The following is a 15005-nucleotide window of genomic DNA, read 5'->3' on the forward strand; positions in this document are numbered from 1 at the left end:
GTACTGATGAGTGAAGATATTATTCTGGTAAGCTGCCCCACGTGCGGCGCCGAAGTGAAATGGGAACCACAAAGCAAATTCCGTCCGTTTTGCAGCAAACGCTGCCAGTTGATAGACCTGGGAGAGTGGGCGGAAGAGGAAAAGTTTATCCCCAGCGACGGCCAGATAACCGATAGCGATGACTGGAGCGAGGATAAGTATTAGGACGTTGCGGCGATAAGCTGACGAATAATGGCGGCATTGGCGGGAGGAAACTCGGATGCATCGAGTTCTTCCTGCGGGCACCACCGCACCGGCTGTCCTTCGTTGCCATAGGGAGTGCCTTGCCAGTGCTCCACCAGGTAAAAATAGAACGCCATCTCGCGATCGGGGAAATGGTGCTGGCTGGTGGATAACAACTCCGGATGCTCCGCCTCGATGCCGGTTTCTTCACGCAATTCCCGGATCAACGCCTGTTCAGGCGTTTCGCCTTTTTCCACTTTGCCGCCGGGGAACTCCCAAAAGCCGCCCATATGGGTATGTTCAGGCCGTTGGGCGATAAAAATTTCATGCTGTGCATTACGGATAATGCCCACGGCAATCGTCATTAAATTCATTGTCACAGGTTCTCCGAGCGACATGCGCGACCTCTGGTCGCGCATGCTCCATTAATTATTGCTGTAATTTGCCGTGGCACTGTTTGTATTTTTTGCCTGAACCGCATGGGCACGGGTCGTTGCGTCCCACCTTGCGCCCTTCCCGCAGCGGTTGGTTAAGCTCCGCCGGTTCCGCCATCATGGGTTCGGGCTGATGGCTAAGCTGCTGCTGCCGCGCCAGGCGTTCCGCCTCTTCGCGGCGCTGCTGCTCCAGCGCTTCGACCTCTTCCGGCATCCGTACCTGGACTTTGCTCAGAGTGCTTATCACTTCATATTTAAGCGATTCCAGCATGGCGGCAAACATGGCGAAGGATTCGCGTTTATATTCCTGCTTGGGATCCTTTTGGGCATAGCCCCGCAAATGTATACCCTGCCGCAGGTAGTCCATTGCCGCCAGATGCTCTTTCCACAATGAATCCAGCGTTTGCAGCATGACGCCTTTTTCAAAGCTGCGCATCATTTCCACGCCCACCACTTCTTCTTTTCGGCGGTATTGTTCCAGGGTCTGTTCAAGAATACGCTCGCGCAGCGTCTCTTCATGCAGGCCCGGTTCTTTATCCAACCACTCGGCGATGGGCATGTCCAGATCAAAATCATCCTTCAAGCGCTGTTCCAGTCCCGGCACATCCCACATTTCTTCCAGGGATTGCGGCGGGATATAGATATCAAGGATGGTTTTAAGCACATCTTCACGGATGCTGAGGATGGTTTCGCTGATATCCGCCACGTCCAGCAATTCGTTGCGCTGGCTGTAAATGGCGCGGCGCTGGTCATTGGCCACATCGTCATATTCCAGCAACTGCTTGCGGATATCGAAGTTGCGGCTTTCCACTTTCCGCTGGGCGTTAGCAATGGCTTTGGTCACCCAGGGGTGCTCGATGGCCTCGCCGGGTTTCATGCCCAGCTTGCGCATCATGCCGGAGACCCGATCGGAGGCGAATATACGCATCAGCGCATCTTCCATCGACAAATAGAAACGGGACGAGCCGGGGTCCCCCTGGCGGCCTGAACGTCCGCGCAGCTGGTTATCGATACGGCGGGATTCATGACGTTCGGTACCGATGATATGCAGGCCGCCCGCTTTTAATACCTGATCGTGGCGAATCTGCCAGGCTTCCTTGATGGCGGCTATCTGTTCTTCAGTGGGCTCTTCCAGATGGGCGATTTCCGCCTGCCAGCTCCCCCCCAGCACGATATCCGTACCGCGCCCGGCCATGTTGGTGGCGATGGTCACCTGGCCCGGCTGTCCGGCCTGGGCCACGATATCCGCTTCCATGGCATGGAATTTGGCGTTCAGCACTTTATGTTCGATACCGGCCTTATCCAGTTCCGCGGAAACCACTTCCGATTTTTCAATGGAGATGGTCCCCACCAGCACCGGCTGCCCCCGGGTGGAACAGGTCTTGATATCCTCGATGATGGCGTCGATCTTCTCTTTTTCCGTCATGTAGACCAGATCCGGCATATCATTGCGAATCATCGGCCGGTTGGTGGGCACCACGATGGTATCAAGCTTGTAGATCGAGCTGAATTCAAAGGCTTCGGTATCGGCGGTACCGGTCATGCCGGCCAGTTTTTCGTACAAACGGAAGTAATTCTGGAACGTGATGGAGGCCAGGGTCTGGTTTTCGTTCTGGATCGCCACATGCTCCTTCGCTTCCACCGCCTGGTGCAGACCGTCCGACCAGCGGCGCCCCGGCATGGTACGGCCGGTGTGCTCATCGACGATGATCACTTCACCGTCCTTGACGATATAATCCACGTCCCGCGCAAACAGCACATGGGCGCGCAGGGCGGCGGTCACGTGATGCATCAACATGATATTGGCCGGCGAATAAAGGGATTCCCCCTCTTCCATAATGCCCGCCTGCACCATCAACTCTTCGATAAGCACCAATCCGCGCTCGGTCAGGTTGACCTGGCGGGATTTTTCATCCACCGAAAAGTGCCCTTCGCCGTGAAAGGTGTCGGAATCTTCTTTATCCTGGCGAATCAGATGGGGAATCAGCGTATCCACACGGATGTAGAGTTCGGAGCTGTCTTCCGCCGGGCCGGAAATAATCAGCGGCGTACGGGCTTCATCGATAAGGATGGAGTCCACTTCATCCACCAGGGCATAGTGCAGCTTGCGCTGTACCCGCTCTTCCGGGCTGAACGCCATATTGTCGCGCAGGTAGTCGAAACCGTATTCGTTATTGGTGCCGTAGGTAATATCGGCGGCGTAAGCGGCTCGTTTGGCCGGAGCCGGCATCTGCGGCAGGTTGATACCCACCGTCAAGCCGAGAAATTCGAACAGCGGGCGGTTGTTTTCAGCATCGCGCTGCGCCAGGTAGTCGTTGACGGTAACCACATGAACGCCTTTACCGCTCAGCGCGTTGAGGTATGCCGGCAGGGTTGCGGTCAGGGTTTTACCTTCACCGGTACGCATTTCGGCGATACAGCGGTCGTTGAGCACCATACCGCCCACCAGCTGGACGTCGAAATGGCGCATGGCGAATACCCGTTTACTGGCTTCGCGCACCACGGCAAAAGCCTCGGGCAGCAGGCTGTCCACCGTTGCACCGTTGGCCAGGCGTTCGCGAAACTCGATGGTTTTCGCCGCCAGCTGCTCATCGGTGAGCTTCTCCATATCCGGCTCCATCCGGTTGATAATCTCAACCGTTTTGTTCATCCGGCGCAGGGTACGATCGTTACGACTCCCAAAAACTTTAGTAAGCAATTTTGATAACATAATTATTTAAATCTCGTCACGGCCGGAACTGACTGAAATGCAGCGGCCCATAATGGCATATAGGATAAAAAAATTTCGTGGCGGCAGGTTAGACTGCGCGGGCGGGTCCGGCTCGAATTCCCTGTACCTGGGCCAGGCGAATTCCTGTACGATGATCAAAGAAGGGTTGGTATACTCCCTGCCGGAGGGAGCGGATGACCGAGGGTTGTTTGGATTCCCGGGTCAGCAGACCGTTCAGGACGGTGAGTAGTACCTGATGCTGGACCTTCAGCGGCGCGACGTTTTCCGCCAGCGGCAATTTTTGTCCCAGGGGCTCCGGCACCCACGCCACGAAAAGATGGCGGATAGCCGTACGAATGGCATGCTGGTGCCAATAATCCACGGCAAAGTAAGGCCGTCGCTGGGTTTCTTTCAGAAACGAAAGATTGGCGAAGCCGGCAGTAAACGCGTTTTGCCGGCTGGGGCTGGACAGGGTATTGGCCAGGTGTGCCTGTTCCTGCCCGCTGTTGAGCACCAAAGGCACGCCGAGTCCCGCCGCCACCATCCCCAACAGGAGGTGCGGCCAGAAATAACGTCTGCCAAATTGTCGCCAACGATTTAAAATACCCATAACTTAATGCATTCCGCCGGAGTTTTTATGCGTGACAGTCGTCCACAATCCATTGATATCCTGCTTGGCTCCCTGACGACACCGGAGCGGGATTCGTTGTTGCATATTCAGCAACGGGCAGTGGCGCTGTTAAAGCTGAACCGCGCGGTGGCAGGCATATTGCCCGCGCCACTGCAACCCTGGTGTCGCGTAGCCAACTTCCGCCAGGGCGTTTTGATTATTGAAACCGCCAATGCCAGCTGGATGATGAGGTTACGCTATGAACAATCTACGTTATTATCCGCGTTACGAGCGCAGATTCTACCATCATTGTCATCAATCGACATCAGGATTAACCCGACTCTCGCCACAAAAGGCCATCAGATTATGCAAAACCGCGGCGAACCGTTACCTGGGGAGGGGAATAGTGAAGGGCAGAAGCGAAAACTGAGCCGGCAAAGCGGCGAAGCGATTCGGCATTTGGCGGCGCGAAGCCCGGAGAAGCTGAAAAAAATGCTCGAACGACTGGCGAGGCTGGCCGGAGAAGGTGCCGACCCCGCCAATCGAAACGATTAAAAAACACATCATTGCAGGCTAAAACCAAACCCTTGCGCCATCAGGCAAGACGGCGCGGCAAGGCTGGAGCGAAACCTTTATGCCATAACAAAAGAGGGGGCGGTAAAGGTCAGCGGCATTTCGGCTTCGTCTTCAAAGGTCACCAGTTCCCAGGCTTCCTGACGCGCCAATACCGCCTGCAACAGCTTGTTGTTCAGGGCATGGCCGGGTTTATAGGTGGTAAACGCGCCGATGATGTTGTGACCGCACATGTACAGGTCGCCGATACCGTCCAGCATTTTATGGCGGACGAACTCATCTTCGAAACGTAAACCGTCTTCGTTCAGCACTTTGTAGTCGTCCACCACAATGGCGTTATCGAAGCTGCCGCCCAGGCACAGGCCCCTGGACTGCAGATATTCGATATCGCGCATAAACCCGAAGGTGCGTGCACGACTGATTTGCCGGACGAAGGACTCGGCGGAAAAATCCAGGCGATAACGTTGCGAGCTAGCATCAATCGCAGGATGATTGAAATCAATGGTGAAATCGAGCTTGAAGCCGTTAAACGGCGTCAATTCAGCCCATTTATCGCCATCCTCCACGCGAACCGGCTGTTTGACGCGCAGGAATTTCTTAGCGCAATTCAGCTCTTCGATTCCGGCATCCAGCAGCAGATAGACAAAGGGGCTCGCGCTGCCGTCCATAATAGGAATTTCAGGCGCATTGACTTCAATGACGATGTTATCGATGCCCAAACCCGCCAATGCGGCATTGAGATGTTCGACGGTGGATATACGAACATCATGCTCATTGACCAGACACGTACAAAGCATGGTATCACGCACCGATTTCGCATCCGCCGGGAAATCCACCGGAGGATTGAGATCCGTACGGCGATAGATGACCCCGGTATTAGCCGATGCAGGGCGCAAAGTCAGTGTGACCTTTTTACCGGTATGTAGACCCACACCTGTGGCCTGCACAATACGTTTAAGTGTCCGCTGTTTGATCATCAATTTATCTCGCAATGTTATCCAGACCACCGACAAATTATAGCCGAGCGTCGGTGGGACAGTTTAGCACAAAGAGCGGAGATTCCAAATACCCCAATCCTTAATCCGCCTGTTTGCGGAGAAAAGCGGGAATATCAAGATAATCAGGTTCTTTACCTGCCTGCGAAGCCTGTTCGTTTACCGCTTTCGCCGCGATCTTTTGCTCCTGCTGCATCGGCGACATGCCGTGAGCGTGCTGCTGATAGCGGTTGTCCATCACCTGCTGCGTGTTCTGCTTATTGGTGACCAGCGTGATTTCCGGACGTTTGTCCATGCCGATACCGGTAGCCACCACGGTCACGCGCAGTTCGTCGTTCATATCCGGGTCCAGGGATGTGCCGATAACCACGGTGGCGTTATCCGACGCAAAAGCACGGATGGTGTTGCCCACGGTTTCGAATTCGTCCAAACGCAAATCGAAGCCGGCGGTGATGTTGACCAGTACGCCGCGCGCGCCGGACAGGTCGATATCTTCCAGCAGGGGACTGGAAATGGCCATCTCCGCCGCTTCTTCCGCCCGGTCTTCGCCGCAGGCCACGCCTGAGCCCATCATGGCATAGCCCATTTCGGACATGACGGTACGCACGTCGGCAAAGTCGACGTTCATCAGACCCGGCCGGGTTATCAGCTCGGCGATGCCCTGGACCGCGCCCTTGAGCACGTCATTGGCCGCACCGAACGCATCCAGCAGCGAAATGCCGCGGCCCAGCACCTTCAGCAGCTTGTCGTTGGGGATGGTAATCAGCGAATCCACATGCTTGGACAGCTCGGCAATGCCCTGTTCGGCAAAGGCCATGCGCTTCTTGCCTTCGAAATTGAAGGGCTTGGTCACCACGGCCACGGTAAGGATGCCCAATTCCTTGGCCACTTCCGCCACCACCGGCGCCGCGCCGGTACCGGTGCCGCCGCCCATGCCGGCCGCGATGAACACCATGTCCGCGCCCTCAAGGGCCGCACGCAGCGCCTCACGGTCTTCCTCGGCGGAATTTCGGCCCACCTCTGGATTGGCTCCGGCTCCCAGACCCTTGGTGATGCCGCCGCCAATCTGTATGGTCTGTCCCACCGCGGTTTTACGCAATGCCTGGGCATCGGTATTCACCGCGAAAAATTCCACGCCTTCGATGCGTTCGCGCACCATATGTTCCACGGCATTGCCGCCGCCGCCGCCGACGCCGATGACTTTAATCACCGCGTCATTGGTTAATTCCATAGGTTCAAACATAATTTCTCTCCGTTTTGTGCCTGTCGCATCGGAATCCGCCGCCTGCACAGCAAGATCCCGCAAGTAAGATATTAAAACTCTTTCCTCAGCCAGCTGCTGATACGTTTTACCCAGTTGCTTACCGAGGTACGTTTTTCTACTTCAACCTCACCGCTCAAATGAGATTCTTTACCATAATGCAATAACCCGACGGCGGTTGAATAATAAGGCGCCTGAGCGTAATCCGTCAGACCGGTAATATTCAGCGGTGTCCCGATGCGCACCTGGGTATGGAACACCCGTTGCGCGCAGGCCGCCAGGCCGTCAATTTGAGCCGCGCCGCCGGTCAGCACGATACCGGCGGCCAGATGATGCTTTACTCCCTGCTGGCGAAGCTGTTCCTGCAGTTGCAGGATTTCGTCATTCACCAGGTTCAGCAATTCGGTATAACGGGGTTCAATCACCTCCGCCAGGGTCTGCCGCTGCAGACTGCGCGGCGGACGTCCGCCGACGCTTGGAACTTCCACGGTTTCGTCTTTGCTCACCGCCGACCCCAGCGCGCACCCGTGCCGGACTTTTATGGCCTCCGCATCGGCGGGGGGCGTACCAAAAGCATAGGCGATATCGCTGGTAACCACGTTGCCCGCGTACGGGATAACCTTGGTATGCCGCAGCGCGCCGGCGGTATACACCGCCATGTCCATGGTGCCGCCGCCGATATCCACCACGCAAACCCCCAGTTCCCGCTCATCTTCGGTCAGTACCGCGTAGCTGGAGGCCAGGCCGGCGAAGATCAGCTGGTCCACTTTCAGGCCGCAGCGTTCAACGGCCTTAACAATATTTTTCGCCATATCATTATGGCAGGTAATCAGATGAACCTTGGCTTGCATCCGCACGCCGGACAATCCCACCGGATTTTTGATACCTTCTTGATAATCAATAGCATAATCCTGTGGAATCACATGTAAAATTCTATGTTCATCACGAACGCGCACGGATTTTGCGGTATGCACCACATTCTCCACATCTTCCTGCGTAACTTCTTCTTCTGAAATAGGAACCATCCCTATCTCGTTCTGGCAGCTGATATGTTTGCCGGACAGCGCCAGGTATACCGAAGATATCTGGCAATCGGCCATCAGTTCGGCCTGATCGATGGCGCGCTGCACGCACTTCACCACCGATTCGAGATCATTGACGCCGCCTTTATCCATACCCCGGGACGGGCAACTGCCCACCCCGATAATATTGACCATGCCATCGGGCAGAACTTCCCCTACCAATGCGGCGACCTTTGCCGTACCGATCTCCAGTCCAACTACCAATTTTCTGTCCGTCGACTTGATCATTATTGTTTAGCCTGTACCTGATTCTGACTCTGTTGCGAATTGCTTTTTGCATCGTCGATAAACGCCGGCGCCCATCCAACGGCAACCCCCGCGTCGTAACGCAAGTCCACATAACTAATACGTTTATTATCGGTCCGGGCCTGCTGGAGAAGGACCGGATAAATCCCGATAAAGCGCTGTAAACGCCGGGTTCTGTCGTCCCGGCCCAATTCGAGCCGGGTATCATCCGCCAGAGTGAGCTGCCATGAATGGCGCGCGCTCATACTGACGGTCTTCAACGTAAGCTTATGGGCCGCCATCACCTCATTCATCTCGCGGTAACCCGTCAGCACATCCTGCTCTCCGCCCTCCGGACCGTACAGCAGCGGCATGGTCTGATGGCCGACCCGTTCCGCCGGCGCGCTGAACACCTTGCCGCCGGCATCGAGCATATGAAGATCGTTCCAGCGCGCCACCGGCACATACTCCACCAGGTGGATTTTCAGTTCGTCAGGCCACTGCTTGCGTACGCTGGCCTGCTTGATCCAAGGCAATCGCTCGATCTGCTGCTGGATGACGTTGACGTCCTGCGTCATAAACGTCCCCGGCGCCCCCAGGGACAAAATCGCCTGGCGAATATCGTCATTGGTGGTGTAATAACGCTGCCCGGTAACCACCAGTCGGGACAGGGGCAAACGATGCACATCCTTCATCCAGGCAACCACCATCCAGCCGCCCCAGACAATGGTGGCCAGCACCATCAGCAGAAACAGCAAACCCGCGAGCTGGCCGCCGTTGCTGCGTCTGCCGGCGTCATCTTCCGTCTCGCGGTTGCGGATGTTTATCGCTGCCTGGGACATATCAGCCCGCCAACGCCAGAATGTTCATGACCAAAGAGGAAAAATCCATTCCGCTTTGCCGTGCCGCCATCGGCACCAGGCTATGCCGGGTCATGCCCGGTGAGGTATTCACCTCCAGCAGGTATAGCTCCCCGTCATCGTCGGCCATGATATCCACCCGACCCCAGCCGCCGCATCCCGCCGCCCGCCAGGCGCCGAGCGCCAGCTGCGTTAATGCCTGTTCCTGTTCGTCATCCAGTCCGCCCGGACAAAAATAACGGGTCTCGTCCGACAGATACTTCGCCTCGTAATCGTAAAACGTCGCCGACGGCTGGATACGCACCGACGGCAATACCCGGTCTCCCAGGATGGAAACGCTGAATTCCGGTCCGCTTAGCCATTTTTCCACCAGCACGCTTTCGTCATAACGGAAGGCTTCCGCCAGTGCGGCCGGTAAATCCTCCGGACGCTCAACCTTGGCCATGCCGACGCTGGAGCCTTCGTTGCTGGGCTTCACTATCACCGGCATGCCCAGCGCCCGCAGCGGTTCCGCCTCTGCCGACGGGTTTTGCCGGTAACCTTCGCGATCCAGGGCCACATAAGGCGGTACCGGCAGTCCCCTGCCCTGCCAAAGCCATTTGGTGCGCAGCTTATCCATGGTTAACGCACAGGCCATCACGCCGCTGCCGGTATACGGCAGGCCGAGAAACTCCAGCGCCCCCTGCAGGGTACCGTCCTCGCCGCCGCGACCGTGCAGGGCAATAAAAACCTTATCGAAACCCCGCTCCTTCAGGCTCAGTACCGAGATATCGCGGGTATCAACCCCATGGGCGTCTATCCCGCCGGCCTGCAAGCCGGCGAGCACCGCCTGTCCCGACTGCAGAGAGACGTCGCGCTCGGCGGAAGTCCCGCCCAATAAAACCGCTACCTTCTCAGACATGAGGCCCCTCAAGCGTAGTGGCAAGGTTCGGCTGTAAATGGGTATCGGCCAGTTTGCGCGCGATTTTACCCACGGTACCGGCGCCCTGCATCAGCACCAGATCGTTGTCCTGCAAAGCCAGCGCCAGCGTATCGGGCAGCGCGTCCATATCCGCCACCATGATGGGATCGATTTTGCCGCGCCCGCGAATGGTGCGGCACAGCGAGCGGCTATCGGCGCCGGGGATGGGCGCCTCGCCCGCCGGATACACATCCAGCATAAACAGCACATCCACTCCGGACAATACGGTGGCAAAATCCTCATACAAATCTCTTGTCCGGGTATACCGATGAGGCTGGAATACCATCACCAGCCGCTTATCGGGCCAGCCGGCGCGCGCCGCCTTGATGGTAGCGTCCACTTCGGTGGGGTGGTGGCCGTAATCATCCACCAGCATCACATCCCCCTGCTTGCCGTTGACATTCTCCAGCGGATAGGTGCCGAGGAAATCAAAGCGGCGGCCGGTCCCCTGGAATTGCGCCAGCGCCTGCAGGATGCTGTCGTCGTCGATGCCTTCCTCGGTAGCGACCGCAATGGCCGCAGCCGCGTTCAGCGCGTTGTGGCGGCCCGGCGCGTTCAATTCCACCGAGAGTACCGGCTTGTCTTGCCGATAGACGCTAAAGCTGCCCTGGGCCCCTTGCTGCACGTAATCGGCGATACGCACGTCCGCCGCCTCGTTAAAACCGTAGGTGGTGATATGGCGGCCTACCCGCGGCAGCAGTTCCCGGATCACCGGATCGTCCACGCACATCACCGCGCGCCCGTAAAAAGGCAGGTTATGCAAAAAGCTGATAAACGTTTGTTTTAAAATTTCGAAGTCGCCTTGGTAGGTGTCCATATGGTCGGCTTCGATATTGGTGATAATCGCCACCATCGGCTGCAAATGCAGGAACGACGCGTCGCTTTCGTCCGCCTCGGCAATCAGGTAGCGGCTGCACCCCAGGCGCGCATGCACTCCCGCCGCCTTCACCAGACCGCCGTTGACAAAGGTCGGGTCGAGTCCGGCCTGGGCATAGATACTGGCCACCATGGCGGTGGTGGTGGTTTTACCGTGCGTACCGGCAATGGCGATGCCGTGGCGAAAGCGCATCAGTTCCGCCAGCATCTCCGCGCGGCGGATCACCGGAATACGCGCCTCTTTGGCCGCCACGATCTCCGGATTATCGGCGGCAATGGCGCTGGAGACCACCACGACGCTGGCTTCACTGATATTTTCCGGCCGGTGGTTGAAGAATATCTTCACCCCCAGCTCGGCCAATTGCTGGGTCACGGCGTTGGGGGCCAGATCCGAGCCGCTGATTTGATAACCTTCATTCGCCAGCACTTCCGCGATGCCGCCCATGCCGGCGCCGCCGATGCCGACAAAGTGAATTTGCCGCACTCGACGCATCTCGGGCACTATGGATCGCAGTTTCGCCAGTTGTTGTGTATTCACGTTTTAACCACTTAAGTATGATGTTTCTCATCGGCCGGGCCCGAGGGCCCATCCGGTCTTTTATTCGTTGCCGCGCCGCGCCTGTTGTCAGGCTTTAGCCGCCGCCGCCACTACCCGCGCCACCCGCTCCGTCGCGTCCGGAATCGCTGCTTTGCGGGCGTTTTCCGCCATCGTCAGCAGCGTTGTTCGATCCCAGGCGGCGAGCAGTTCGCTCACGCTTGCCACCGAAAACTGCGGTTGTTCAATAATCTTCGCCGCGCCCGCCTGCTCCAGCGGCCGGGCATTCCAGTACTGCTGCCGGTCTTTGTGCATAAAGGGCACAAAAATCGCCGGCAGTCCGGCTGCGGCCACTTCGCTCACCGTCAATGCGCCGGAGCGGCAGACCACCACGTCGGCCCAGGCATAGGCCGCCGCCATATCGTCGATGAACTCCACCACCTTGTGGCCGGATTGTCCGGCTTCGGCATAGGCGCGGTTTACCTCCGCCAGCGCGCCCTTGCCCACCTGGTGCCACAGGGTGATCCGTTCCCCCAGCCCGGCGGCGACGCCCGGCATGGTCTGATTCAGTACCCGCGCCCCCTGGCTGCCGCCGATAACCAGCACCCGTACCGGCCCCTGCCGGCCGGCAAACCGTTCGGCGGGAGGCGCCAGCGCCAGCACATCGGTGCGTACCGGATTGCCCACCACCTCGGCCCGGGGAAACGCGCCGGGAAAGGCCTGCAGCACTTTTTTGGCGATTTTCGACAGCCAGCGATTGGTCAGCCCGGCGATGCCGTTTTGCTCGTGCAAAACCACCGGTACGCCGCATAACCAGGCCGCCAATCCACCCGGTCCGGAAACGTAGCCGCCCATGCCCAGCACCACATCCGGCCGGTAGGCGCGCATAATGGCTCGCGCCTGCCGCACCGCGCGCCAGATCCTGAGCGGCGAAGCCAGTTGGGCGCGTAATCCCTTGCCCCGCAAACCGGAGATACGGATAAAATCGATATCGATACCGTTTTTCGGCACCAAATCAGCTTCCATCCGATCGGCGGTACCCAGCCAGCGCACCTGCCAGCCCTGGTCCATCAGATAATGGGCCACCGCCAGTCCGGGAAAGACATGGCCGCCGGTTCCGCCGGCCATGACCATTAAACGTCGGGTTTTCCCGGTCATCGGGGACCCCTTGCAAACGCCTGCGCTTTGCTCAGGCGGGTTTCAAAATCAATACGCATCAACAACACTATCGCCGTAGACATCACCAATAAACTTGAACCGCCGTAGCTGATCAACGGCAGGGTTAACCCTTTGGTGGGCAACATACCGGCCGCCGCGCCGACGTTCACCAAGGTCTGAAAGCTGAACCAGATACCGATGGCGCAGGCCAGGAAACCGGAAAAGCGCTGATCGATTTCCAGGGCCTTGCGGCCGATGGACATAGCACGAAAAGCCACGAAGAATACCATCAACAGCGTTAAAACCACACCGAAATAGCCAAGCTCTTCGCCTAAAATCGAAAAGATAAAGTCGGTGTGCGCCTCCGGTAAGTACTCCAGCTTCTGCACCGAATTACCCAGGCCCTGTCCCCAGAACTCGCCGCGTCCAAACGCCATCAGCGATTGGGTCAGCTGATAGCCGCTGCCGAACGGGTCTTCCCAGGGATTCCAGAACGAGGTGACCCGCCGCATACGATAGGGCTCGGCGACCACCAGCAGGACCACCGCGAAGATGCCCGAACCGATAATGGCCAGGAATTGCCACAGCTTGGCGCCGGCCAGAAACAGCATCGCCAGGGTGGTAACGAACAACACCACCACCGTCCCCAGGTCGGGCTGCGCCAGCAGCAGGACCGCCAGCACCACCATCACCCCCATGGGTTTGCAGAATCCCCAGAAATTGGAGCGCACTTCTTCCACCTTGCGCACCAGATAGCTGGCGAGGTAAAAAAACAGCGCCAGCTTGGAAAGTTCGGCGGGCTGAATGCGCAACGGGCCCAGGGCTATCCAGCGCGACGCGCCGTTCACCGAGCTGCCCACCACCAGCACCACCAGCAGCAGCACCATGGTGATAAGCAGCATCGCCGAGCTGTAGCGCTGCCACACCTCCATCGGCACCCGCAGCGTCACCATCGCCAGCCCGAACGACAGCGCCAGATAGAAGGCATCGCGCTTGGCGAAATAAAACGGGTCGTCGGACAGCCGCTGCCCAATGGGCATGGAGGCCGAGGTGACCATGACAAAACCGAGACAGGCCAGGCCCAGGGTCAGCCACAGCAGGGTGCGATCGTAAAGCACATTGGTGGGCGCCTCGACTTCGCGCACGCCCATTATCCAATCTTTCAACCCGCCGAAATGGCTCATTCCCGGTATCCGCATCAGCCGAGCTCCTTCGCCAGTCGCGTGAATTCATCGCCGCGGTGTTCGAAGCTGCGGAACTGATCGAGGCTGGCGCAGGCCGGCGACAGCAACACCATATCCCCCGGTTTGATCCGGCCGGCAATCTCCCGCATTGCCTGCTCCAGGGTCTCGGTCCGGATGGCGACATCCGGGCGCAGATCCGCCAGCGGGTCGCGGTCGCGGCCAAAGCAGTACAAGCGGATGTTTTCCCCCTGCAACAGGGGGAACAGCGGCGTGAAATCCGCGCCTTTACCGTCGCCCCCCAACAGCAAGTGCAGCGTACCGTCCACCTTCAGTCCGTTAAGCGCCGCTTCGGTGCTGCCGACATTGGTGGCCTTGGAATCATTTATCCAGCGCACGCCGTGATTTTCATAGGCCAATTGGAATCGGTGGGCCAGGCCGGAGAAACTCCTCAGCGCGGCCAGGCAGGCGTCGCGGGGAATTCCCACCGCATCCGCCAGGGCCAGGGCCGCCAGCGCATTGGTGTGGTTGTGACGGCCGGTGAGCTTCATCTCGCCGGTATCCAGTACATGCTCTCCCCTTACCTGCAGCCACCGGCCGTCCAGACGATACTCTCCCGCCGCCGCGCCGAAAGCGATGCAGCGGTTGTCCCGGCCGCGCACCGGCAGCGTCAGCGGATCCTCGGCATTCACCACGCACGCCCCGGCGTTTTCATAAATCCGCAATTTGGCCGCCCGATATTGCTGCATGCCCAGGGGATAACGATTCATATGGTCTTCGGTGACGTTGAGAATTGTGGCGGCGGCGGCCCGCAGGCTGGAGGTGGTTTCCAACTGAAAACTGGACAATTCCAGCACGTAGAGCTCCTGGGGCTGGTTAAGCAGCATTAACGCCGGCCAGCCGATATTGCCGCCCACCCCCACCTGCCGGCCGGCCTGCTTGGCCATTTCCCCCACCAGCATGGTGACGGTGCTTTTACCGTTGGAACCGGTGATGGCTACAATGGGCGCGTTCGCTTCGCGGCAAAACAGCTCGATATCGCCGACAATCTCCACTCCCGCATCGGCGGCGGCGCTCAGCGCAGGATGGGACAAGGGAATGCCGGGGCTGGCCACGATCAAATCAGCCTCCAGCAGCCACTCTTCATTCAGGCTGCCCAGATGGCGCTCCACCCCGTCGCTGAGTTTATCCAATCCGGGAGGGTTAAAACGCGTGTCCATCATCCGCGGCGTGACGCCCCGGCTGATAAAATAATCGACACAGGAAAGGCCGGTTAGTCCTAACCCGATAATGACGACTTTCTTATTGTGATAATCGTTCAT

At 58.2% G+C, this 15005-nt stretch carries 14 protein-coding genes; 2 read left to right on the forward strand and 12 right to left on the reverse strand.

Annotated elements, in window-relative coordinates; translation table 11 throughout:
* Positions 1 to 6 precede the first annotated feature (6 nt).
* Positions 7 to 204, forward strand: coding sequence for a DNA gyrase inhibitor YacG (gene yacG, locus ACL2XO_RS22300; RefSeq protein WP_132925999.1), 198 nt, complete (start codon positions 7 to 9; stop codon positions 202 to 204).
* Here the strand turns inward: yacG and mutT are convergent.
* The 3 genes from mutT to secM all read right to left on the reverse strand — a co-directional run bounded on the left by mutT (position 201) and on the right by secM (position 3976).
* Entirely contained in the window at positions 201 to 596 is a 396-nt protein-coding gene (gene mutT / locus ACL2XO_RS22305; protein ID WP_132928012.1) for an 8-oxo-dGTP diphosphatase MutT, read from the reverse strand. The two genes, yacG and mutT, sit on opposite strands and share 4 nt — an antisense overlap.
* A gap of 55 nt (positions 597 to 651) precedes the next feature.
* On the reverse strand, positions 652 to 3366 hold the full coding sequence (gene secA, locus ACL2XO_RS22310) for a preprotein translocase subunit SecA (RefSeq protein WP_132925997.1): 2715 nt from the start codon (positions 3364 to 3366) through the stop codon (positions 652 to 654).
* Positions 3367 to 3454: 88 nt separating this feature from the next.
* Positions 3455 to 3976 carry a secA translation cis-regulator SecM gene (gene secM / locus ACL2XO_RS22315; protein WP_413741551.1) on the reverse strand — a complete coding sequence of 174 codons (522 nt, stop codon included), beginning with the start codon at positions 3974 to 3976 and terminating at the stop codon, positions 3455 to 3457.
* 27 nt (positions 3977 to 4003) lie between these two features.
* Here secM and ACL2XO_RS22320 point away from each other — a divergent pair, with 27 nt between their 5' ends.
* Positions 4004 to 4531, forward strand: a complete 528-nt coding sequence (locus ACL2XO_RS22320; RefSeq protein ID WP_132925993.1) for a DUF721 domain-containing protein — start codon at positions 4004 to 4006, stop codon at positions 4529 to 4531.
* A gap of 77 nt (positions 4532 to 4608) precedes the next feature.
* On the opposite strand, the gene lpxC is transcribed toward ACL2XO_RS22320, so the two are convergent.
* From lpxC to murD, 9 genes are all read right to left on the reverse strand, one after another.
* Positions 4609 to 5526, reverse strand: coding sequence for a UDP-3-O-acyl-N-acetylglucosamine deacetylase (lpxC, locus tag ACL2XO_RS22325; RefSeq protein ID WP_413725474.1), 918 nt, complete (start codon positions 5524 to 5526; stop codon positions 4609 to 4611).
* Between the two features lie 100 nt (positions 5527 to 5626).
* Entirely contained in the window at positions 5627 to 6787 is a 1161-nt protein-coding gene (ftsZ, locus tag ACL2XO_RS22330) for a cell division protein FtsZ (RefSeq protein ID WP_132925989.1), read from the reverse strand.
* 71 nt (positions 6788 to 6858) lie between these two features.
* The gene (gene ftsA / locus ACL2XO_RS22335; protein WP_132925987.1) at positions 6859 to 8115 is read right to left on the reverse strand and encodes a cell division protein FtsA; all 1257 of its coding nucleotides are present in this window, start codon (positions 8113 to 8115) and stop codon (positions 6859 to 6861) included.
* Complete coding sequence (gene ftsQ, locus ACL2XO_RS22340) at positions 8115 to 8954, reverse strand: cell division protein FtsQ (protein ID WP_203523886.1); 840 nt, start codon at positions 8952 to 8954, stop codon at positions 8115 to 8117. Before ftsQ ends, ftsA begins: the two co-directional genes overlap by 1 nt.
* A gap of 1 nt (position 8955) precedes the next feature.
* Complete coding sequence (locus tag ACL2XO_RS22345; protein ID WP_413725475.1) at positions 8956 to 9873, reverse strand: D-alanine--D-alanine ligase; 918 nt, start codon at positions 9871 to 9873, stop codon at positions 8956 to 8958.
* On the reverse strand, positions 9866 to 11347 hold the full coding sequence (gene murC, locus ACL2XO_RS22350; RefSeq protein ID WP_413741552.1) for a UDP-N-acetylmuramate--L-alanine ligase: 1482 nt from the start codon (positions 11345 to 11347) through the stop codon (positions 9866 to 9868). Before murC ends, ACL2XO_RS22345 begins: the two co-directional genes overlap by 8 nt.
* 87 nt (positions 11348 to 11434) lie before the next feature.
* Positions 11435 to 12502, reverse strand: coding sequence for an undecaprenyldiphospho-muramoylpentapeptide beta-N-acetylglucosaminyltransferase (gene murG, locus ACL2XO_RS22355; RefSeq protein ID WP_132925979.1), 1068 nt, complete (start codon positions 12500 to 12502; stop codon positions 11435 to 11437).
* Positions 12499 to 13701, reverse strand: a complete 1203-nt coding sequence (gene ftsW / locus ACL2XO_RS22360) for a cell division protein FtsW (RefSeq protein ID WP_413741553.1) — start codon at positions 13699 to 13701, stop codon at positions 12499 to 12501. The genes murG and ftsW overlap by 4 nt, the downstream gene beginning before the upstream one ends.
* Positions 13701 to 15005: a UDP-N-acetylmuramoyl-L-alanine--D-glutamate ligase gene (gene murD, locus ACL2XO_RS22365; RefSeq protein WP_413725477.1), complete on the reverse strand. Its 1305-nt coding sequence runs from the start codon at positions 15003 to 15005 to the stop codon at positions 13701 to 13703. Before murD ends, ftsW begins: the two co-directional genes overlap by 1 nt.

Source organism: Sodalis sp. RH15 (assembly GCF_047324255.1).
Lineage (GTDB): Bacteria > Pseudomonadota > Gammaproteobacteria > Enterobacterales > Enterobacteriaceae > Acerihabitans > Acerihabitans ligni.